The sequence below is a fragment of the Maridesulfovibrio salexigens DSM 2638 genome, assembly GCF_000023445.1.
Taxonomy (GTDB): Bacteria; Desulfobacterota; Desulfovibrionia; order Desulfovibrionales; family Desulfovibrionaceae; genus Maridesulfovibrio; species Maridesulfovibrio salexigens.
In genome coordinates, this window is the sequence record NC_012881.1 from 1343783 (window position 1) to 1366192 (window position 22410).

At 46.5% G+C, this 22410-nt stretch carries 19 protein-coding genes; 11 read left to right on the forward strand and 8 right to left on the reverse strand.

Going from position 1 to position 22410, the window contains the following annotated elements; genetic code table 11:
- Positions 1–5 precede the first annotated feature (5 nt).
- Positions 6–3029: a proline dehydrogenase family protein gene (locus DESAL_RS06160; protein WP_015851105.1), complete on the forward strand. Its 3024-nt coding sequence runs from the start codon at positions 6–8 to the stop codon at positions 3027–3029.
- A gap of 83 nt (positions 3030–3112) precedes the next feature.
- Here DESAL_RS06160 and DESAL_RS06165 read toward each other — a convergent pair whose 3' ends face one another.
- Positions 3113–5080: a methyl-accepting chemotaxis protein gene (locus tag DESAL_RS06165; RefSeq protein ID WP_015851106.1), complete on the reverse strand. Its 1968-nt coding sequence runs from the start codon at positions 5078–5080 to the stop codon at positions 3113–3115.
- A gap of 207 nt (positions 5081–5287) precedes the next feature.
- On the opposite strand from DESAL_RS06165, the gene DESAL_RS06170 reads away from it, so the two are divergent.
- The 4 genes from DESAL_RS06170 to DESAL_RS06185 are packed head-to-tail and all read left to right on the forward strand — an operon-like array spanning position 5288 to position 9039.
- On the forward strand, positions 5288–6403 hold the full coding sequence (locus DESAL_RS06170) for an ABC transporter permease (RefSeq protein WP_015851107.1): 1116 nt from the start codon (positions 5288–5290) through the stop codon (positions 6401–6403).
- A 1-nt stretch (position 6404) separates the two neighbouring features.
- A complete protein-coding gene (locus DESAL_RS06175) occupies positions 6405–7202 on the forward strand; it encodes an ABC transporter ATP-binding protein (RefSeq protein ID WP_015851108.1) in 798 nt (265 codons plus the stop codon).
- Complete coding sequence (locus DESAL_RS06180) at positions 7199–8356, forward strand: MlaD family protein (protein ID WP_015851109.1); 1158 nt, start codon at positions 7199–7201, stop codon at positions 8354–8356. Before DESAL_RS06175 ends, DESAL_RS06180 begins: the two co-directional genes overlap by 4 nt.
- The gene (locus DESAL_RS06185; protein WP_015851110.1) at positions 8356–9039 is read left to right on the forward strand and encodes an ABC-type transport auxiliary lipoprotein family protein; all 684 of its coding nucleotides are present in this window, start codon (positions 8356–8358) and stop codon (positions 9037–9039) included. The genes DESAL_RS06180 and DESAL_RS06185 overlap by 1 nt, the downstream gene beginning before the upstream one ends.
- Here DESAL_RS06185 and DESAL_RS06190 read toward each other — a convergent pair.
- The gene (locus tag DESAL_RS06190) at positions 9021–10172 is read right to left on the reverse strand and encodes a sensor domain-containing diguanylate cyclase (protein ID WP_015851111.1); all 1152 of its coding nucleotides are present in this window, start codon (positions 10170–10172) and stop codon (positions 9021–9023) included. The genes DESAL_RS06185 and DESAL_RS06190 overlap by 19 nt on opposite strands.
- A 193-nt stretch (positions 10173–10365) precedes the next feature.
- Between DESAL_RS06190 and DESAL_RS06195 the strand changes: the two genes are divergently transcribed.
- From DESAL_RS06195 to DESAL_RS06215, 5 genes are all read left to right on the forward strand, one after another.
- Entirely contained in the window at positions 10366–10968 is a 603-nt protein-coding gene (locus DESAL_RS06195) for a DUF445 domain-containing protein (protein ID WP_015851112.1), read from the forward strand.
- A gap of 116 nt (positions 10969–11084) precedes the next feature.
- Entirely contained in the window at positions 11085–12038 is a 954-nt protein-coding gene (locus tag DESAL_RS06200; protein WP_015851113.1) for a tetratricopeptide repeat protein, read from the forward strand.
- 15 nt (positions 12039–12053) lie between these two features.
- Positions 12054–13256 carry a hypothetical protein gene (locus DESAL_RS19670; RefSeq protein WP_015851114.1) on the forward strand — a complete coding sequence of 401 codons (1203 nt, stop codon included), beginning with the start codon at positions 12054–12056 and terminating at the stop codon, positions 13254–13256.
- Between the two features lie 174 nt (positions 13257–13430).
- The gene (locus DESAL_RS06210) at positions 13431–14399 is read left to right on the forward strand and encodes a tetratricopeptide repeat protein (RefSeq protein WP_015851115.1); all 969 of its coding nucleotides are present in this window, start codon (positions 13431–13433) and stop codon (positions 14397–14399) included.
- Positions 14399–15394, forward strand: a complete 996-nt coding sequence (locus DESAL_RS06215; protein ID WP_015851116.1) for a hypothetical protein — start codon at positions 14399–14401, stop codon at positions 15392–15394. Before DESAL_RS06210 ends, DESAL_RS06215 begins: the two co-directional genes overlap by 1 nt.
- 54 nt (positions 15395–15448) lie before the next feature.
- Here the strand turns inward: DESAL_RS06215 and DESAL_RS06220 are convergent, their stop codons facing one another.
- Positions 15449–16156 carry a substrate-binding periplasmic protein gene (locus DESAL_RS06220; RefSeq protein WP_015851117.1) on the reverse strand — a complete coding sequence of 236 codons (708 nt, stop codon included), beginning with the start codon at positions 16154–16156 and terminating at the stop codon, positions 15449–15451.
- A 238-nt stretch (positions 16157–16394) separates the two neighbouring features.
- On the opposite strand from DESAL_RS06220, the gene DESAL_RS06225 reads away from it, so the two are divergent.
- A complete protein-coding gene (locus DESAL_RS06225; protein ID WP_015851118.1) occupies positions 16395–17330 on the forward strand; it encodes a hypothetical protein in 936 nt (311 codons plus the stop codon).
- Positions 17331–17407: 77 nt separating this feature from the next.
- Here DESAL_RS06225 and rpe read toward each other — a convergent pair whose 3' ends face one another.
- From rpe to ahbC, 5 genes are all read right to left on the reverse strand, one after another.
- On the reverse strand, positions 17408–18076 hold the full coding sequence (rpe, locus tag DESAL_RS06230) for a ribulose-phosphate 3-epimerase (protein WP_015851119.1): 669 nt from the start codon (positions 18074–18076) through the stop codon (positions 17408–17410).
- Positions 18077–18541 carry a siroheme decarboxylase subunit alpha gene (gene ahbA / locus DESAL_RS06235; RefSeq protein ID WP_015851120.1) on the reverse strand — a complete coding sequence of 155 codons (465 nt, stop codon included), beginning with the start codon at positions 18539–18541 and terminating at the stop codon, positions 18077–18079. It lies immediately after the preceding gene.
- Positions 18542–18554: 13 nt separating this feature from the next.
- Entirely contained in the window at positions 18555–19763 is a 1209-nt protein-coding gene (gene ahbD / locus DESAL_RS06240; protein ID WP_015851121.1) for a heme b synthase, read from the reverse strand.
- 1 nt (position 19764) lies between these two features.
- A complete protein-coding gene (hemB, locus tag DESAL_RS06245) occupies positions 19765–20748 on the reverse strand; it encodes a porphobilinogen synthase (protein ID WP_015851122.1) in 984 nt (327 codons plus the stop codon).
- A gap of 206 nt (positions 20749–20954) precedes the next feature.
- A complete protein-coding gene (ahbC, locus tag DESAL_RS06250) occupies positions 20955–22139 on the reverse strand; it encodes a 12,18-didecarboxysiroheme deacetylase (RefSeq protein ID WP_015851123.1) in 1185 nt (394 codons plus the stop codon).
- Positions 22140–22410 lie beyond the last annotated feature (271 nt).

Here is a 22410-nt window from a genome sequence, read left to right on the forward strand (position 1 = left end):
CAGGTATGAACGCAGAAGTCTCCACTCTGGACAACAAAGTAATCGAACGCGGGAAGCAGTTTTTTGATTCCATATCCGGTGAAGCGCCTTCAGTCTTTAATAAAGGTTGGTGGACAGGTAAGGTTATGGACTGGTCCATGAAAAATGAAGATTTCAAGGTCCAGATGTTCCGCTTTGTTGACGTTTTGCCATACCTGAATACTTCCGAGTCCCTCTCAAGACATATAGAAGAGTATTTTGCCGGGGAAGACAGCAATATCCCCGATGTCCTCAAATGGGGTGCCACCAAGACAGGATTTGGCGGCGGTCTTGTAGCCAAAGTGCTGAACAAGACCATTCGCTCCAACATTGAAGGCATGGCCCGCCAGTTTATTATCGGCCAGAAATCCAAGGAAGCGGTAAAAGGTATTCGCAAACTGCGTAAAGACGGTTTTGCATTTGTCCTCGACCTGCTTGGGGAAGCTACTGTTTCCCATGAGGAAGCCGCAGCGTACCGCGATGGTTATCTGGAAGTCCTTGATGCAATTGAAAAAGAATACAAGAAATGGGATGCCCTCGATGCTTCAGGTGACCTTGATTGGGGCCATGCTCCCAAGATTAATGTCGCAGTTAAACCTTCCGCGTTTTACTCCCAGTCCAAGCCTGTAGATCTCGAAGGTACTGTGCAGGGTATGATGGATGCCATTGAGCCTGTGTACAAGAAGATCATGGACATGGGCGGTTTCATGTGTATCGACATGGAAGCTCTCAAGTACAAAGAGCCCACCGTTGAAATGTACAAGAGGTTCAGGAAGAAATACCCTGACTATCCGCATCTCGGTATTGTTTTTCAGGCCTACCTGCGCAGCGTAGATGATGATGTTTCCGGTTTGCTTGATTGGGCGCGTTCAGAAAATCTGCCTATTTCCATCCGTCTGGTAAAGGGTGCTTACTGGGATTACGAAACCGTACTCGCCAAGCAGAATGACTGGCCTGTTCCGGTCTGGACTCATAAACCTGAATCAGACATGGCATTTGAACGTGTTTCCAGAATGATTCTTGAAAACAACGATATCTGCCATTTTGCATGCGCATCCCATAATATCCGCTCAATCTCTTCGGTTATGGAAGTTGCGAATGAACTGGGTGTGCCCGAAGAGAAATATGAATTTCAGGTTCTTTACGGAATGGCTGAGCCTGTACGTAAAGGTCTGCGCAACGTTGCGAAGCGTGTCCGTCTCTACTGCCCCTACGGTGATCTTATCCCCGGCATGGCTTACCTTGTTCGGCGTCTGCTGGAAAACACCGCTAACGAATCATTTCTTAAGCAGACATTTGCTGATGAAGCTGACGTAAGCCGTTTGCTTGAAAATCCAGAGTTGACCCTTGAACGGGAACTTGCCGCCAAGCCCAAAAACAATCCGGGCAACAAGACTCCTGAAGGTGAACTGCCCCCGTTCAATAACTTCCCGCCTGCTGATTTTACTGTGAAGGAAGAGCGTGACGGATTCCCTGCATCCATGGCCAAAATTAGGAAGGATTTCGGCAAACGCTATCCTCTTTATATTGGTGGACAGGAAATCGTTACCGACGATACTCTCGATTCTTACAACCCGGCAGATACTTCCGAGATAATCGGTTCTGTTTGTCAGGCAGGAGTTGCGGAAGTTGATAAGGCCGTGGCAACAGCAAAACAAGCTTATCTTGACTGGCGTGATGTAGAGCCCAAAGAGCGCGCTCAATACCTGCTTAAGGCTTCTCAGTATCTCAAGGACAATATGTATGACCTTTGCGCCTTGCAGGTTCTTGAAGTCGGCAAGCAGTGGGATCAGGCTCAGGCCGATGTTGCAGAGGCTATCGACTTCCTCGAGTATTATGCCCGCGAGATGATCAGACTCGGTGCCCCCAGACGTATGGGCAATGCTCCGGGTGAATATTCCCAGTATTTTTATCAGGGCAAAGGCGTTGCCGCTGTTATCGCTCCGTGGAACTTCCCGCTGGCTATCAGTGTTGGTATGGTTTCAGCAGCAATCGTTTCCGGTTGTCCGGTTGTTTATAAGCCTGCTGGAATTTCTTCCGCAGTCGGCTACGGCATCGTGGAAATGTTCAAGGCGGCAGGTCTGCCGGACGGCGTATTTAACTACTGCCCCGGTCGCGGTTCAGTAATGGGTGACCATCTTGTTGACCATCCAGATGTTTCAGTTATCGCTTTCACCGGATCAATGGAAGTAGGTCTGCGCATTCAGGAGCGCGCCGCAAAGGTTCATCCCGGTCAGGAACAATGCAAGAAAGTTATTGCTGAAATGGGCGGTAAGAACGGTATCATCATTGATGACGATGCCGACCTCGATGAAGCCGTACTCGGTGTGCTTTATGCGGCTTTCGGTTTTCAGGGGCAGAAATGCTCGGCTTGTTCCCGTGCAATTGTCCTTGGTTCCATTTATGACCGCTTCATCCACCGTTTGAAAGAAGCAGCAGCATCCATCAAGCTCGGACCTGCTGAAGATCCAACTAATTACATGGGGCCGGTTGTCGATAAGGCTGCTCAAAAGAACGTGCTCGAATACTGCAAAATTGCTGAGCAAGAGGGCAGTGTCGTTATCAAGCACGAAGCTCCGGCCGAATATCGTGACAAGGGCTGCTACGCTCCTCTGCTGGTTGTTGATGGTATTACTAAAGATCACCGCATTGCACAGGAAGAGGTCTTTGGACCTGTACTGTCCATCATGCGGGCCAAAGATTTTGACGAAGCTCTCGATATCGCCAATTCCACCAGATTTGCATTGACCGGTGCTGTATACTCCAGAAGCCCCAAGCATCTTGAAAAGGCTTCTCGTGAGTTCAGGGTCGGTAACCTTTACTTGAACAAACCCAGCGTTGGTGCTCTGGTTGAACGTCACGCATTCGGCGGATTCAAGATGTCCGGCGTCGGCTCTAAAGCCGGTGGTCCTGACTATCTGCTCCAGTTCATGGATCCGCGTCTTGTTTGCGAAAACACCATGCGCCGCGGTTTTGCACCTATCTCCGAGGATGACGACTGGGTTGCATAGCTTTAATTAAGAAGAGAAAATAAAGGGCCGCCATATCTTTTATGATATGGCGGCCCTTTTGTATTTCGTTATGGCAGGGAAGTTTAACGGCTGTCCTTCGCTTCATGCATCTTTTCGATAAGTGCCTGAAGTTCGGAAGCAAGCTGGCTGACGTTATCAGCCGCTTCTGCAGACTGGGCAACATTGTCCGAAATTTCAGCAGAGATAGTGTTGATTTCCATTGTGGATGAATTGATCTGTTCAGCTGCTGCGGATTGTTCTTCAGTTGCAGTGGCGATCAGTTCCACCTGATTCGCGGATTCGGTAACAATTTCAACAATGGTTTTAAGGGAATTGCCGGCATCTTCAGCTAATTCGGAGCATTTGGCTACTGCCTGTTCCGTTGTTTGCATGATTCCCAGACTGGTGGAGGTGCCGCTTTGAATCGCTGAAATAGCATTTCCGACTTCCTGAGTCGCGGTCATGGTCTTTTCAGCCAGTTTACGCACTTCATCCGCTACAACTGCGAATCCGCGACCGGCTTCTCCTGCCCGCGCGGCTTCAATAGCGGCATTCAGGGCCAAAAGGTTTGTCTGGTCGGCAATATCGGAAATGACGTTCATGATCTCGCCAATTGATTCGGCTTGCTTGTCCTGTTTGGTAAGAGCTGTTTGAAGCTCTCCCGTGCTTGCCTGAACTTGATTGGTTGCTTCAACCACCTGTCCAACAATGGAGAATCCTTCGTTTGCTTTCTCCGCAGCGTCACGGGTGCCTTCGGAAGCATTGGAAGAGTTGCTGGCTACTTCAAGGATGGTTGCGCTCATTTGGTCAACGGCCGTGGCGGTTTCCTGTACCCGGTGTTTCTGATTGTCGGCGCCTTGCATAATTCCGGAGGACTGTCGTGCAAGTTCTTCTGCTGCCGAGTTGAGGCTTAAAGTAATGTCTCCTGCCTCGTCAGCAATAGCGGAAAGAGTTGCAAGAAGTGAAGTCGCATATTCTTTTTCGGCGTGAGCTTCTTCCATTGCCTGATTAGCTTTTTGGGCCTGATTGTCTGCTTCAATGGATTTTTGCTCAGCTTCGTCCATACTTTTCTTCAGTTGGATGACCATTTCAGCAATTGTTACGCGTAATTCTTCCAGTTCTCCGTGAAAACTGATTCTGTTGCAGGATTCGAAATCTCCTCCACTGACTTCTCGGGCACATGCCTGCAACGAAGAAAGTGGGCCGAGAATAGATCTGATAATGAGGAGTATTGCTGTAATGAGCAATGCAGCGGCAATCAGTTCCGCTATGATAGTAGCATTGCTGATCAGTTGCTGTTGTTCGTGGAGTTGTTTTTCTGATTTGTGGGAAAGCTCTTCAAGGAGAGGTTCCATTTGATGAATTATTGTCCTGAATTTGTCTTGTTCAGATTTAATGTTGAGAGTCAACTGGGCATAACTCTCCATGCCATCGCTATATGCTTTAAGCTTTTCAATGATGTATTGCTTGCGTTCGGGGGCGAAGTAGGATTCTTCGATATTGGTGACCAGTGTTTTCATGTTGTTGTTGAATTTATCCAGATATTTCGGATCTATTCTCATCATGAAATCTTTTTCGTTTCTGCGCAGTCTGAGGATTCCGGCTTCGTAAATCTTATCACTGCCTAAGACTGCTTTTTCGGCATCATGAACTGCTTTGCGTAATTTCCCAACCAGACCGCTGTCTTTAGTAAGGCCAAGTTTTATGAAATCATTGGCAACGACTATGAATTGTTTTTCATAACCTGAAGTCAACGATTCACCTTGTATGGCCAATTCCTTCAGAGATCCTTTCTTCAACTCATCAAGGTGACCATGCATAATGTTTATTTTTTCCTTAACCTTCTCAATATATTTTGTATCCTTTCGCAGGATAAAGTCTTTTTCTGCTCGTCTGGCCTGTAGCATTTCAATTTCGAGCTCAAGTGCATGTTCTTCTGTACTCAGGCTTTTTTGAACCAGTTGTGTGCCGTAGAAATTAATGGCAAAAACAGCCAGCAGGCCTGCCAGAGCTAAAGCTCCAATGGCCCAAAGCTTCATTTTAATAGTCATCGATCTGCCTCCCGATAGCTTATGAATTCCATTTGCTGATGGTATGATTAGCTATTAGCAATTAATAATATACCACTGCATAGCCGTAATGGATACAGTTAGAAAAAGAAAATATAGTAGTCCTTACCTCTTGCATACTTCCCGCTTCCCTTTCGGGTTACCACCTGCTAGAAAGCATGATATATAATTGAAAAAGAGTGTATTATTATGATCTCAGATTCTATTGGTTTTCAAATATCAGGCTCAACTATGAATATCTCCGGTCGTCTTGATGCCGAAGGAGCCGGTGAGGTCTGGGATAAAGCTCGTGCCGCAGTAGCGGCAGGGTGTTTGGTGGTGGAATGTTCCGGTATCGAATACCTGGATGGTGGAGGCGCTTCCTTATTTATGATGATGAAGGCCGGATGCCGTGACCGGGGCAGTTCTCTGGTTATTAATGGGCTGCGTCCTGAGTTCGCATCTTTTCTTGAATTATTTGATCTGGATAAAGCTGCTCCGCCTAGTGGTCAGGTAAAACGGAAAGGCGGTATACGCGGTTGGATTACATCTGTCGGACAATCCGGTCAGGCTGTAGCCGCAGATATGCGTGAGCAGATTGAATTTACCGGTAATTGCGTACTTGCTTCACTGTCTACTGCCACTTTAAAGAATAAGCTGCGCTGGCCTGATTTTTGGCTTACTTGTGAGAAAGTCGGTGCAGACGGATTGCCTATTATCCTGTTGATCGGCTTTTTGATGGGCTTGATCATGTCATTCCAGTCCGCAGTCTCCCTGATGCGTTTCGGGGCTGAAATTTTCGTACCCAATATGCTCGGGTTGGTCATGTTTCGCGAGCTTGGACCTATGGTCACAGCTATTTTGCTTGCAGGGCGTACCGGATCAGCCTTTGCCGCTGAAATCGGGACTATGAAAGTAAATGAGGAGCTGGATGCCCTGAATACCATGGGGCTTAACCCCGTTAGTTTTCTCGTCCTGCCGCGAGTGTTGGCTACCGTTTGCATGACTCCTCTGCTGACCCTTTTTTTCAATTTCATGAGCCTTGTCGGTGGGGCGCTGGTCATGCTTTCCATGGGCTATCCGTTGGCAACATATTGCGGCCGCGTTTTTGAAAATGTGCAGTGGATGGATTTTTCCGGAGGGATGATCAAAGCCGTAGTCTTCAGCTTCCTTGTTGCCGGAATCGGCTGTCAGCGAGGGTTGGTTACCAAGTCCGGGGCCAGTGCGGTGGGCGATTCCACTACCAGCGCAGTGGTCAGCGGAATTATTCTTATTGCCGTTTTTGACGGAATATTTGCAGTAATCTTTTTCCTTACGGGGATTTAAATTGGTTCGCACAAATGAAAATATAATTAATGTGCAGAACCTGACCTGCGCTTACGGTGATGCGGTCATCATCGATGATATTTCTTTTGGTGTCCGGCAAGGGGAAATTTTTGTTATCCTCGGTGGTTCGGGCTGTGGTAAGAGTACTGTACTTAAACATATGATCGGCCTTTACCCTCCGGCTGCCGGTGAAATCTTCATTGATGGAGATGATATCGGTTCCGCATATGGACGTAAGCGACTGGATATATTGCAGCGTATTGGAGTCATGTACCAGATGGGAGCATTATTCGGTTCCATGACTCTGCTGGAAAATGTACGTCTGCCCCTTGAAGAGTTTACCTCTATGCCGCGTGAAGCCATGGATTACACCGCTCGTATGAAGCTTTCTCTGGTCGGTCTTGAAGCTTCAGCCGATAAAATGCCATCCGAGCTTTCCGGTGGAATGCTTAAACGCGGGGCTATTGCCAGGGCTATGGCTCTTGATCCGAAGATACTCTTTCTGGACGAGCCTTCTGCCGGGCTTGATCCTATTACTTCAGCTGAGCTTGATGAGTTGATTCGCAGCTTGTCCCGTTCGCTGGGGGTAACATTCGTAATTGTTACTCACGAATTACAATCAATTTTTTCCATTGCAGACCGGGTAATTATGCTCGACAAGAGTACTCGTGGAATTATTGCCGAAGGTGATCCCCGTATCCTGAGTGAGGAGTCGGAGCATCAATTGGTGCGTAGATTTTTTCATCGAGAAGTTGAAGGTAAGCCCATGGAACAGACCGTGGCTACGGAGAATATATGAGTCGGAAAACCAATCCTTTCAGGCTGGGACTTTTTATAATTATCGGCACCATACTTTTTGTTTCGGTGCTGGCAATACTTGGTGCTGGCAAAATATTTGAGCAAAGTGTCAAAATGGAAACCTATCTTAATGAATCCGTGAATGGTCTTGAGGTGGGGTCTCCAATTAAATTCCGCGGGGTTAAAATAGGCACAGTCAGCCAGATCGGTTTTGTCACCGATCACTATGTGGATTTGAAACAGAGCGCTCTGCGCTACGTATACCTTCTTGGAGATCTTAACCATAAGATGTTTAAAACCAAGGAAGGTCAGGAACTTGTTCATGCCTTGAAAAAAGAAGTGGATCGTGGCTTGCGTGCCCGTCCTGTTTCTCTCGGGCTGACGGGGCAGCTTTTTCTGGAAATTGATTATGTTGATCCTGTAAAAAATCCTCCCTTGGAAATAGCATGGAAGCCGAAGCATATTTATGTGCCTTCAGCTCCGTCTATGATGAGTAAGGTTGAGAGCGCGGTTGCTTCTATCAGTGATACCCTTGAGGACATCAACAAAGCCAATATTGCCGAAGCAATTGAGGATGTGCGTTCCGTGGCACAAAGTATGAGTACCTTCCTTAAAAATTCAGATACTGGAGAGATTAGCAAGCGTTTAACCGGAACCCTTACCGAAGCTGAAAAATTTATTGCTCGTGTAAACCAGCTTCTGGCAGACCCGGAAGTTGATAACCTCATGCCCGATGTGGCGGCTGCGGCCCGTAATTTGCGGACAGTCATGGAAAGTTCTTCCGGTGATATTGTGGCTGCCATGAAGGATATTCGCAAAGCTTCCGAAAGCGCTAAAAACGTAACCGGAGGTATGGAAGAGTATCTTTCAGGACCTAAAGGCAAGCAGACTTTGGCTGATCTTTCCAATACTCTTAATAACATCAGTGAAGCCTCTAACAGAATCAAGGGGGCGGCCGCACGTTTTGAATCCACACTTTCAAGGGTGAATATGACAGTGGCCGGACAGCAGGGCAATATTGAAGCTATTCTGGATAATGTCCGCAGGCTTATGGAAAATTTACGGGAACTCAGTAATGAGGCTAGACAGTATCCTTCCGGTGTCCTCTTTGGTGATCCGCCGAAAAAGGCTCCGCTTAAGCAGGGGAGTGAGTAATGAAAGAATATGAGTTTAACAGAGCGTCGTTAGCTAATATTGCGGTAGTGCTGGTACTTATTGCTCTTTGCGCTGCCGCAGGTTGTGTAAAGCTGGAGCGGCCCAGTCTTGATCGTAAATACTACACTCTTGATGTTCTCCGGGGTGATAAGCAGAAGAATGATATCAAGGCGGTAAAGAATCTTATTGTCCGCCGGATCAAGATTTCCCCCCGCTATGAGGATCGTGACCTTGTTTATAAGGTAGGGGAGAACGTCTTTGAGGCCGATTACTATAATTCCTATTTTGTTCCTCCTGCAGCATTGATAACTCAGGACTTGCGTGTTTGGATGGGGGAATCCGGTGTATTTGCCAATGTGTTGGGACCGGAAAGCCTTGGCACAGGAGAACTGCTTCTGGAGGGTGTAGTAAATTCAATCTATGGCGATTACTCAGGGCCGGAACCAAAAGCGGTTGTTAAGATGCAATTCATCCTGCTTAACAACAGCAATCCTGATCTGCCTATTGTGTATTCCCGAGATTTCAGTCGTGAAAAGGTGATAGGAGCCGCAGGACCTGCTGCTCTGGTAAAAGCCTTGAACGAAGGGCTTACTGATATTTTTACTGAACTTGAAAAAGATCTGGCTGCAACTGTTCGTGCAAACCATTTTGATAGTGCAAAGGATTATTCACAGGAAAAATAGACCCTGTTTTTACCCTTTATTTTGCAACGATACATATTGTCGTCTGCGCGTTTGATGACTTTTTCCAGAGATTCGTCATTGGTAAACTCAGCAACGCCGATGCTAATTGTCTTGTGTATTGGAGATCCCTCTTTAGGGTGGTATTCATATTCAGCCAAGGCGATACGGATATTTTCTGCTACTTTGATAGCTTCCAGACCATTTGTTTCAGGCAGGATGACCATAAATTCCTCTCCGCCATAGCGGAAGGCTTTGTCTGTGGCGCGAATGTTGTTTTTAATGATTTTGCCTATGGCTTCAAGTATGTCATCTCCGGCAGCATGCCCGTATGTGTCGTTAAACATTTTAAAGTCGTCCACATCCATAAGCATTATGCTCAAAGGGTGTCCGGTGTTCCGACTTTTGAAAATTTCTTTTTCTGCGACATCAAGCATATGACGACGGTTGAAAAGTCCTGTCAACTGGTCGGTTATGCTTAAATTTTTGAATCTTTCTTCACTTTCTTTGAGTTTTTGCTCTGCTTTTTTTCTCTCTGCAATTTCCAGCTCCAAGGCATAATTCTTTTCGTCAAGTTCATGGAGCAGAGTAGCTAGCTGTGCTGCGTTATCTTCTTGGAGTTCTTTTACTTCCATCAGCTCTTCAATCAATTCTTCGCGACGGTGTTCGGCTTCTTTTTCCGAGGTCACATCCTGCATAATGCAGATACAATTTTCAGGAGTGTCACAAGTCGCTGCAATGTTGGACACTGACATGTCTATATAGTGAGGATCATTATTCTTGTCAGTAATAGCTATGCTGAGATTTGCCTTTCCTGCGGGACCACAGAAAAGATTGTGCAGATACTCTCTGCCTTCGGTATCGCCTTCGGATACGAGAATTTCGTTCAATAGCTTACCGATAATCTCATCCTGGTCGTAGGATGTGATTGTAGCGAATGCAGAGTTGGCGAATATGATTTCGCCTTTTTTGTTCAGGATTGTAATAGCTGAGGCGGCATTGGAAAAAAGTTCACGGAACCGGAACTGTCCACAGTCCGGGCATTTGGAAAGAAGGGAATTTCTCAGGAGTTTATTCTTATCCCTGAGTTCCGCGAGTTCAGAATAAATAGATCTTGAACAGCTTAAATTCTTCATATCATAATACCCCTCTACTTTACTCCACCCTATTAGGGTGAATACATTACGTTGATTTGAAAACTAATCAAGTGATTTTTTGTTTAACGAGAACGATTGCCTTAATTTGCTTGCACTTTGTTGGAATTTAGACAAGTATATCCGCGCACTTCTTTTAAGAGTAACTAGAAAAAATAATTCAGGAAAAAATATAATGATTACTATGAAGCTTCTTCTTTCACCCGTAATTTGCGCTTTGATTGGTTGGTTTACAAACTTTCTTGCGGTGAAAATGCTTTTTCATCCGCACAAACCTATCAAGATCGGGCCTTTTACTGTTCAAGGTATTTTTCCTAAACGTCAAAAAGAGCTGGCCCTGCGCCTTGGTGAGATGATCGAGCGTGAGTTGATTTCCCATACAGATATTAAAAATGTTATCCACGATCCGGCGTTTATCGATAAGCATAAAGACGTTGTGCTTGAGTATCTGGATGTCTTTTTCCGTGAAAAACTCACCACTCTGCATCCCATGGTAGGTATGTTTCTAAATGATGAAACAATGAAAACCGTGAAGGGGATGCTTTCTCAGGAACTTGATTCCATGCTGCCTAAATTAATTGAAACCACATCTTCGCAGCTTGAGTGTTCCCTTGATTTCAAATGTATCGTTCAGGATAAAGTGGAATGTTTTTCCATGGAACAGCTTGAGTCGATCCTTTTCTCCATAATGAAGAAAGAGTTTAAATTCATTGAAGTTATCGGTGGGGTGCTTGGTTTCATTATCGGTTTAATTCAGGTCGTAATCTTTATGTTATAAAATTAACCTATATAAAGAATTGTTAATCCCGTCTGCAGGTCTTATATTATTACTGTAGACGGGATTTTGTTTTTGTGAGGGGTCGTGAACACAAACTCCAGCGCGCGGAGGATATTGTGAAACGATTTATTATTCTGTTGGCAATTTTTTCATTATTTGCAACAGGATGTACTACATTTTCGGGTCCTTATTATCTGAACAACCAGAAATATAAGGAAGGAATTAAAGCGTTCAATGAAAAGTTGCAGGAAAATCCGGGTGATGCCGAATCTGCATACTATGTTGGGCGTTACTATATGGCATTGAAAAAGCCGAAAGAAGCTCAGCCATATATTTCGAAATCTCTCAGTATTGCTCCTGACAATGTCGACTATATCTTTTGGTCCGGTGTTAACTATTGGGCCTTGAAGCAATACAGCAAGGAGAGGGCTGCCTATCGCCGGGTCCTTGAGCTTGATCCTAATCATATCTCAGCCAATCTGTATCTCGCCCACAGTTATCTTGAAGAAGGAAAGCTCGCTGAAGCTGCTGTTCTTTATGATAAAGTCATAAAATTAGACGAATATAATCCTGAAGCTCTTTATAATCGAGCCGATATCCTTGGAAGACAGGGCAAGAAAGAGGAAGCCGTTAAAGCGTGGAAGAAATACCTCGAGTATTATCCGGACGGTTCTCTTGCTATGAGTGGAACTGAAAAATTGAACCTGCTCGGTGATTTTACCTACCGCAATTTTATCTTCGGAACTCGAAATCTAACTTTACGAAGTATTACTTTCAAACCCGGTCAAAGTGATTCAGATTTTGATAGCAAGAGCTCCCTGCACGTGATTGCCGCAATGATGGAAGAGAACACGGATCTCCGTTTCCATATTGTTGCTTATGTGGCTGGGAACGCTGAGTTGGCGAAAGCCCGTGCAAAAGGAGTGCGGGATTACATATTGAGCGGGCATCCTGATTTTGCTCCCTCAAGAATGCCTTTAAGCTGGTTCGGTTCAGCTGAAGAGGTAGAAAGAAGTGGTAAGACTTTCAAGCTGGACGAATCCATACAGTTCATAACTGTAATTAATTAGGGGAGGGAGGAGTCTATGAAAAACATGTTTAGAAAAACCTTATGGCTGATTGCGATGCTTATCCTGAGTGTAATGTTAGCGGTTCAGCCCTTACTTGCTCAGGATACCCAGACCGGTGAAACAACCGGGGTGACTGAAACAACTGATACCACTGATACCGGAGAAACTACCGATACCGGTGAACCTACTGATACTACTGATCCTACTGATCCCGGTACGACTGAAGAAGAAGCTGAAGCTCCGTCATTTGCCAATCCTGCTCAAGCTGCGAAAGCTGAGAGCCTTGCTGCTGCTGATGCTGAAGCCAAGGCTGAGGAATTCGGCGAAGCCATTGCTGAAGCAGAAGCTGAAGTTGCTTCCGCACAGGAAACCGTGGACACCGCAACTACTTCTGTTGAAACGGCGCAGGCTAATGTAGACGGATACAATTCAGATCTGGAAACTGCTGAGGCTGAAATTACTGCTGCCAATGAAGCAATTGGTGCAGCCAACGAAGCTATTGCCGCTGCCGCTGATGACGAAGAAGCTCTGGCAGCAGCTCAGGCTGAACTTGAAGACGCACAGGCTGCCCTGACCGTAGCAACGACTGCTAAGGCAGAAGCTGAGACCGGTTTGGCCGCAGCAGAAACTGATCTTGATGCTGCTTCAGCTGAACTTGCTGCAGCGGAAAGTTCTCTTGAGAGTGCCAAGGCTGCCGCTGATGAAACTCTTTCCTCAGCAGCAGCAGTTGATACCGCTGCCATCGCCTCCATGCGCGAACAGGGTATGGGCTGGGGAGAAATTGCTCATGAACTGGGTGTACACCCCGGGACTCTTGGACTGGGACATCAGAAACAAGCTCAGAAGCAGTCTCAGGAACGAACCAGTGCCGTTGGAACCACATCCACAGCCAAGAATTACGGTCAAAGTAAGAAGTCTGCCGCAGCAACGTCAAGAAATACTAAGACCGGTGTTTCTTCAACTCCCGGTGTTTCCGGCGGTAAGGGTGACAAGTCTGTTGGTTTGAGCCGAGCTTCCAGCAAGGCCCAGAGCGGTGCCAAGGGTTCAGACTCTGCTTCAAGCGCTAAGTCTTCCGGTGGACGCGGTAACTCCGGCGGAAGTGTTGACGGTGGAACCGGCGCGAGCACCTCTAATGCCAACGCAGCATCCGGTGGTGCTAAGGGCAAGGGCGGTAGCAAGGGCAACAAGGGTGGAAATGGTAAGGGTAACAACAAATAAAATAAGTATGATTTAAAAATAAAACTCCGGTAACTGAGAAGTTACCGGAGTTTTTTTGTGTAAATGCTTATGAATCGATTGTTAAGAATTGTTTAGTTCTGCCAAGAGTCATTATTTTTCTGTTACCTGTTTTATATAAGGGGAGTTCACGAGTAAATTATGTTGGAGGGTTAATTGCGTTTAATTATCATGCTGGGGCATATTTTCTGGATCATTATGCTCTCTGGATGTGCCCAATTCTCCGGGCCTTATTATTTGAACCATGGTGAGTTTGAGGATGGAATCAGGGTTCTCAGCGAAGAATTGAGCGAAGATCCTGAAGATTCTACCGCTGCTTATTATTTGGGGCGTTATTATCTTGCCTTGGATGAACCTGAGCAGGCTTCCACGTTGTTACAAAAAGCAGCCCGGCTTGACCCGGATAATTCTGAATATCGGTTTTGGGTAGGTGTTGCTTACTGGGCGCTGGATGATTTCAAGGAAGAACAGTCCAGCTACAGGCAAGCTCTATCTATAGATGAGGATAACATCTCGGCTAATCTTTATCTGGCCCATAGTTATCTAGACGAAGGTAAATTTGTTGAAGCTCTAGGTCTTTATGACAAAGTCCTCGTAATGGATAAGTATAATCCGCAAGCTTTATATAATAGGGCAGATATACTTACCAGACAAGGATTACATGAGCAGGCCAGAAAGGAATGGAAGAAATTTTTGGAATATTATCCAGATGGAAGTTTAGCCGTCTATGGGACCGAGCAGCTTAATCATCTTGGTGATTTTTCTTACCGAAATTTTATTCTTGGAAAACGTAACGTAACTTTAAGGGCTATTCGTTTTAAATCCGGAACAGTTAAGTCTGATCTTGAAAGCAGTTTGTCGCTTAGAGTTTTAGCGGCAATCATGAAAGCGGACAAAGAAAATGCATTTCATATTGTAGCCTACTGTAAAGGAAATTCTGAACTGGCCAAAGCACGGGCTAAACATATTCGCAATCATATTCTTAATGCCCATCCCGGCATTGATGCCGGCAGACTGCCGTTAAGCTGGTTTGGGGTTGAAGAGAAAATTCGCCGTGGTGACAGGACATTCAAACTTAATGACTCTATCCGTTTTATAACTGTTTTGAAAAAGGAGGAGTCATAATGGAACGTGTAATGACTGGATCACGGCACCTTCTTCTTTTCGTTCTCGGTATACTTATATTTATGGCAGGAAGCTCTTTTGCCGCAGAGATCGATGATGATGTTTCATATTTTTCAACTCCGGAAGAAGTTGACGCTGCCGATATTGAAGTTAGAAACGCAGTTGCTTCTGAAGCATATCAGTCTGCAAAAGAGGTGGCTAAAATTGAAAATGAAATCAAGACGAGTAAACAAGAAGTTCGTAAGGCCCTCAAAGAAATAGTCGAGATACAGAAGGCTGATAAAACTGAAATGCTTGCCGCTGCAACCGAACGTCTTTCTGCCGTTCGCGAAATGTTGAGTAAAGTACAGAAGAACGCCGATGAAAAACTGGCCGATTTAACAGGGGTCAAGCAGTCTACAATTGCTTCAATGCGTAGTCAGAAAATGGGAGTAACTGAGATTTCGCGTGAACTGGGGGCAACGCCGGAATCTATTGTTGCTTCTGTTCGTGTTGGTAAGATTTCTTCGCAGCCGGATATCTCTGGTCCTGTTTCGGTAACAGAGGGGAAACCTACCGATAAAGCACAACCGTCCATTGCTCCTTCAAGGGTGGGGCCAAATAGCGGATCGCTGATTGGAGTGGGCCCTAAAGGTTCCATCTCTCGCGAATTAGGTCCGAAGGGATTTGGATTGAAGCGCGGAAAAGTGGGGCGGATAGGTGGTGGAACTGTGCGTGACTTGAAAAGTGGGGTGTCCATTACTCCCGGCGCAATCGGCGGAAAAGGAGATAAGTCTCTCGGGCTTAGCAGGGTGTCTGGTAAAGCAAAACTTGGAAGTAAATATTCCCATAATATAAAGAGTTTATCCGCCATTGGAGGTCGAGGTGATTCTATGACTACCCGTGGAAATATTATATCCGTGCCGTTATCACAGGTCAGGAGTGTGCCGGGTGCTGTTAACTTAGGCAGTATGAGTTCAACTGGACAAATAGAGCAGGGGCAAACTAAAAAATAATTATGCTCTTAAAAATATTAAGGCCGTAATAGTTTAATATTACGGCCTTTTTTATTAGTTGGATGTGTGTTGCTGTTTTTGCCGTGCAAGAGCATTGGTAATAATTTCAAGTATACGATCACTATGCGGTGATTTTTTTATAGCCAGAACCAGCGGAGTCTCGAAAAGTTTCCTTAGTACAACAATATTTTCTATCCCATTTTTTTTAGCATAGTATTTCATGACTGATGGGTCGGTGATTGCTACCTCGCATCTTCCGCGTATAAGTTTTTGGACAAGAGAATTTTCGTCCGGGGCTTGATCTACGTTGTCTGCATAACGTTTGGCAGGTTCAGCTATTTCTTCCGGGTAGTTGTAAGTTTTAACAAGTCCGACAATGTGTTTCGCAAATAATGAATCGATGCTGTCAGGTATGCACATGTTACGGGGAGCCATAACGGCTATTTCTGACCAGTCCACAGCAGGCGAAGCAATAAATCCCTCGTTGACCTCTTCAGGCCATGCAGGAAAATAACCAATATATCCCGGTTGAGCTGCCATGGCTTTTGCTCTCGCCCAAGGTAAAAATTCCACTTCAAGTTTAATTCCATGTGATTGTAAAACTTGTTTGAGTTTAGCTATAGATTTTCCCTGATCAGGTAATTTCTTCCCGGAGTAGGGTTCCCAATCTAATGAAGTTATTCTCCATTTTTCGGCAGCAAATGCGGGCAAGACTATGGATATAGTCAAGATAAGTGTGAAGAATGTTTTCATAAAAAACATGCTGCCGCTGCTCCCTCATGAATGTGATTAAAAGGTTATTCAATAGCACTATAGCATCAGAACCGGCAGGATAGAAGATTAATCGAAAGAATGAGAAAGCTGTTGGGTGGTATCACCATAACACTCACAATTTTGATTCTTTTTCGCCGAAGTGGATGTGTTTATGTTATAATATTTATGATACTAATTGTATTAGATTATATAAACACAGAAGTGTGGGGTCAGCAAAGGAGTTCATATGGATATTCAAAAACTAAAAGCTGGTGATGTCCTACTTTTCTCCGCTGAGAAGGGTAGCTTCATTTCTTGGGTAATTACTTTTTTAACTGATGCGCAGGTAAGTCATGCTGCGATGTTTTATGATGTCCCAGAGCAGCTTATTATTGAGGAGAGTCCTCCGCAGGTTGCAATAAATAAAGCTTTTGAGCGCTTTAAGGGCAGGGAAATTACCGTTCGGCGCTTGAAAGAAGAGTTGCCTATGGTTCCTGTGATCAAAGTCGCTAAAGCTTATCTTAATGATGATGAGCCTTATGATCAAAGCGGTTTGTATCTCGTTGGATTACTGCTTTTATACAGAAAGTTCACTCCAAGCTCGGCTAAGCAGCGTGTGATGATTAGAATTTTTAAAAAGATAACTGCTTCTATAGTTGACTACATCCATAAGCACCAGAGCCCCGGCAAAGAGCCAATGGTTTGTTCGCAGTTTGTGGCCCAATGCTATGCCAATGCCGGGCCGGAGTATAAACTCAAATTTAAAAAGGGACTTCTGCAAAAGTCTGCAACGGCACAGCTAGAGGATAAAAATTTAATTGAACAGGTTTTACAAAGATTGGATCAGGAAGAACCTCCGCAGACACAAAGACTGCTGCAGTCAGTTCTGGAGCCGGAGAAGGAAACTTTTCTTTCGGGAGAGGATTTGTGTCAGGAATTGAAGGAGGCTTTTTTAGACGAATCAGATATCGTCTCAGTTTCGATTTCTGATGAATTTACTGAAGCTGTGGCGCAGTTTGCCTATGCGCATCATCTTGCAACTACCGGCCAGGCTGTAGAGTTGTCCGGGCAGAATGTTCCACAATTGCTGCGTGACTTAAATGACTATGAAAATATGTTTACTACACCGGGAGATTTGCTGAAATCATGCGAAAGTCTTGAGAGTATATGTGTGATAAAATAGTATGAAGAGTTATATGGATTTTTATTAGACCGGGTAAGGGGAGATTCGTTAAAGTCCCCCTTACCCGGTTTTGGAAACTAGCCTGCGCAGGTTTCCAGAAACAGTTTGTGCCTTTCAGCGTAAGGCGGATATTTGAAGAATGCGGAACCGGAAACAAGCACGTCTGCGCCTGCCTCAACCAGTTCGCGACAGTTTTCCATAGTCACGCCGCCATCAAGCTGGATGAGGGTGTCAGCACCCATTTCATCAATCATGGCCCGTAGATCACGCACTTTCTGAGTACAGAAAGGAATGTATTTCTGACCGCCGAAACCGGGGTTAACGGACATGATCAGCACCATGTGCAGCTGCGGAATCAGGTATTTGATGGATTCCAGCGGGGTTGCAGGATTCAAAGCAATAGCTGGTTTTACACCCTTTTCTGCAATGGCTGCCACTGCACGCTCAAGATGCACTGTGGATTCAGCATGGATGCAGAGCAGGTCAGCTCCTGCATCGCAGAATTCATCAATGTAACGTTCGGGCTGCTCAATCATGAGATGGCAGTCGAAGAACAGGTTGCACTCTTTACGCATGGACTTGATTACCGGAGGCCCGAAAGTGATGTTGGGCACGAATTTGCCGTCCATTACATCAAGGTGCGCCCACTTGAGGCCTGCTTCTTCCAGAGCTTTCAGCTCGTCCGCAAGACGGCTGAAATCACAGGAAAGCAGAGAAGGGGAAATGATGGTTTCCTTAGCTGCCATTTATTTTTTCTCCTTGTCTTCCTTCATGTCAAAATCAACCTTGATCTTGAACATTTTAGTCGCGGGCAGATAAAGTACGCGGATGCCGGTTTTCTCGGAAATTGCATCGAGAGTGGCGATCACGGTTTCTTTGTCCGGACCGATGAAGGTGAACCAGATGTTGAAGTCATTTTCACGCAGGTAGTTGTGAGTAACGCCGCTGTGACGGTTAACCTCGGCCACGAATTCATCCATTTTTTCTTCGGGCACACTGGCTGCGCACAGGGTGGAATGCCAGCCCAGTTCACGTGAACCGAAGTTTGCTCCTACGCGACGGATTACTCCGTCTTCGCGCAGGGCGTTGACCCTTGAAAGCGCTTCATCTTCGGATACTCCCACCATCTTCCCGATCTCTTCGTAAGGGCGTGAAACAATGGGGAAGTGGGACTGGATGATGCCGAGAATATCTTTATCTACTGCGTCCATTTATATTTCCTTTCTATTTTTTAGGCTTCTTTTTGGGCTCGTAGGAACAAAGCGGTTCCGGTCCAAGATAGCTGCCTTCCATGGTCTGGGCGCGCGCACGGCAACCGCCGCACACTTTTTCGAATTCACAATGACCGCACTTGCCGTCGTAAGTGTCGGGGTTGCGCAGGTTAAGAAACTGCGGAGATTTGGCCCAGATTTCTGGAAAGGGGATCTCGCGGACGTTACCGCAGTCGAGATCAAGGTATCCGCAGGGCTGAACCTGTCCACGATGGGAAATGAAGCAGAAACCTACACCGCCAAGGCAGCCGCGGCTTACTGCATCAAGGCCGAAGTTTTCAAAGTTGACCGGAATGCCTTCTTCTTTTGCACGTTGACGCAGGATGCGGTGGTAGTGCGGTGCACAGGTCGCTTTGAGCTGCATGTCTGTGGTTTTCTGGAAATCGTAGAACCAGTTGAGAACCTCTTCGTACTCTTCAGCGGAAATAACTTCCGCACCCAGCTCGGCGGCACGTCCGGTGGGTACCAGCAGGAAGATATGCCATGCGGATGCTCCAAGATCTTTGGCGAGCTTGAAGATATCCTTGAACATATGCAGGTTGTTGCGGGTAACGGTGGTGTTGATCTGGAATTCGATTCCGGCATCTTTCAGGTATTGAATACCTTTCATAGCCTGATCGAATGCGCCCAGTTCACCGCGAAAATCATCATGGTATTTGGCTTCTGCTGCATCAATGGAGATGGAACAACGCTGGATGCCCACTTCTTTGAGCTGTACGGAATTCTCTGCGGTGAGCAGAGTTCCGTTGGGAGCCATTACGCAACGCAGGCCTTTGTCATTAGCGTAGGATACCAGCTCGAAGACATCGTGGCGCAGCAGCGGTTCGCCGCCGGTGAAGATGATGATCGGGTCCCCGGTTTCGGGAAAAGTATCGATAAGCGCTTTAGCTTCCTCGGTGGAAAGCTCTCCCGGATAAGGTTCGGGGTGCGCTTCAGCTCTACAGTGCTTGCAGGCAAGGTTGCAGGAGCGGGTGATTTCCCATGCGATGAGTCTGAGCGGCGGTGAGCCGTCAGCATTCTTCTGGGGAATTGGATGTACACCCGGATGACCACCGGGATGTCCGCCGCCGGGGTGTCCCGGTTTGCCGCCGGGATGACCGCCCGGATGTCCACCTCCCGGATGACCTCCGGGGTGTCCGCCTGTCATTTTTTTATCGCTCATATTATTTCTCTTTCAGTCTTTTGAGTACGTCTTCAGTGAAGTAAGTCAGGATCAGGTCTGCTCCGGCACGCTTGAGCCCGATGAGGGATTCCCAAACTACGGATTCTTCATCGACCCAACCGTTCAAAGCCGCAGCCTTGATCATGGAATATTCGCCGCTGACCTGATAAGCCGCAACGGGCAGATCAAAGTTATCGCGGGTCTGACGGATAATGTCCATGTAAGGTCCGGCAGGTTTGACCATAAGAATGTCTGCACCTTCGATAACATCCGCTGCTGCTTCGCGCAGACCTTCGCGGGCGTTGGCCGGGTCCATCTGGTAGGTTTTGCGGTCACCGAACTGAGGTGCGCCTTCAGCTGCTTCGCGGAAAGGACCGTAGTAAGCGGATGCGTATTTTACTGCATATGACATGAGTGGCAGTTCAGCAAAACCGTTTTCGTCCAGAATCTCGCGGATAGCGGCAACGCGGCCGTCCATCATATCAGAGGGTGCAACCATGTCCGCGCCTGCTTTGGCGTGAGAGAGGGCAGTTTTAGCCAGCAGTTCCAGGGTCGCATCATTGAGGATGATCTCATCCTTAACCAGTCCGCAGTGCCCGTGGGATGTGAATTCACACAAGCATACGTCAGTGCAGACCAGCAGTTCGGGCCAGCGTTTTTTTAGCATGCGCACGGCCTGCTGCACAATGCCGTCCTCGGCGTAGGCCTGAGAGCCAGCGGGATCTTTTTCAGCGGGAATGCCGAAAAGGATCAGGCTTTTGAGGCCGTTTGCCACAGCTTCCTCTACTTTGATTTCCAGCTGTTTCAGGCTGAGCTGAAACTGACCGGGCATGGAGGAAACTTCTTTTTTGAAATTTTCATCGTCTGTTTCGTAGACGAAGTAGGGCATCATAAGATCATTGGCGGAAAGGGTGGTTTCCCTGATCAGATCACGAATAACGGGAGTTCGTCTGAGTCTGCGTCCCCGATGGAAGTCGAATACCATGTTAGACCTTCCTTTTTGCCTCCGGCGGCTTAAACCCTTTGGAAAGGGTTTAAGAATCACAAACTTTTTTAGTAGGCTTCGCCGTGTAGCTTGGATAAATTTCTTTCAAATAATAAAATCCCGGCAGACCTGTAGGCCCGCCGGGATTCAATAATATCTATCGTCGACAGGACGACCGTCTTGAAACGTTTTTCAAAACAGCGGGCCTAGTCCTTCTTGATTTCCTCGTCGGTGAGGTAACAAGCGGGATCCTGAGCCCAGATGTCGTCGTAGTATGCTTCAGCACGGGCACGGAAGTTACCGGCACAGATGTTCAGGTAACGACAGGTAGCGCAGCGGCCGCCAACGTGCTGTTTTTTGTCTTTGAGCTTGTGCAGCAGCTCGATGTTTTCGTCCATCCAGATTTCAGAGAAAGGACGTTCCAGAACGTTACCGAAGGTGTGGTTACGCCAGAACTGGTCAGCATGAACCTGACCGTCCCAGGAGATACAACCGATACCGCGTCCGGAGTTGTTGCCTTCGTTGAACTGCAGCAGTTCGAGGACTTCCTTGGCACGTTCGGGATCTTCTTTCAGCAGACGCTGGTATACGTAAACACCGTCAGCGTGGTTATCAACGGTGAGGATTTCTTTAGGCATGCCCGCATCATAGAGAGCTTTGGTCTCGTCCATGATAAGGTCAAGCAGCTGGCGGGTTTCAGCGTGGGTCAGATCCTCTTTAATGAGTTCGGAACCACGGCCGGAGTATACCAGATGGTAGAAACATGCTCTGGGAACTTCCAGATCACGCAGAACTTTGAAGATGGAAGGAACTTCAGTCCAGTTGCGCTTGTTGATGGTGAAGCGCAGACCGACTTTCAGGCCTTCGGCCTTACAGTTTTCAACACCTTCGATAGCTTTCTTGTAAGAACCGGGAACGCCGCGGAATTTGTCGTGGGTTTCTTCGGTACCGTCAAGGGAGATACCAACGTAAGAAAGACCAACGTCTTTAAGTTCACGGGCTTTTTCTTTGGTGATCAGGGTTCCGTTGGTGGAAATAACTGCGCGCATACCTTTGCCGGTAGCGTAGCTTGCCAGCTCAACGAGGTCTTTACGTACAAGAGGTTCTCCGCCGGAGAAAAGCATTACCGGGGCGCCGAATGCTGCGAGATCATCGATGATCTCTTTTGCTTTTGAAGTGGAAATTTCGTCTTTTCCGTCAGGATCAACAGCCTGTGCGTAGCAGTGAACGCACTTAAGGTTGCAGCGTCTGGTCATGTTCCAGACTACAACGGGTTTTTTGTCTTTGGAAAACTGCAGAAGGTGAGAAGGCAGTTTGCCAGACTCACGACCGTAGCGCAGGGCGTCGGAAGATTCTACTGCACCACAGTAAAGTTTAGAAATACCAATCATTTATAAATTCCTCCCTAGCTGCTGAGATGGCGCCAGGCTATCAGTTTTAACGATGTTTCCCCGTGACTTGGAAGTAATAATAATTACTGTTTGCGATCCGTCAACCGGGAAAATCAATCGGTTATGCGTAATGAGAGAGCGAGTTTTGGAGTAACACAAATGTAAGCGGGGGAAAAGGGCAAAATAGGAGCTTATAGTGTGTAATTTAAAGTATTGAAAAATAAGAATAAATAATTGAAATTAATTATCAGTTAAATGCGTTTGCCAACGA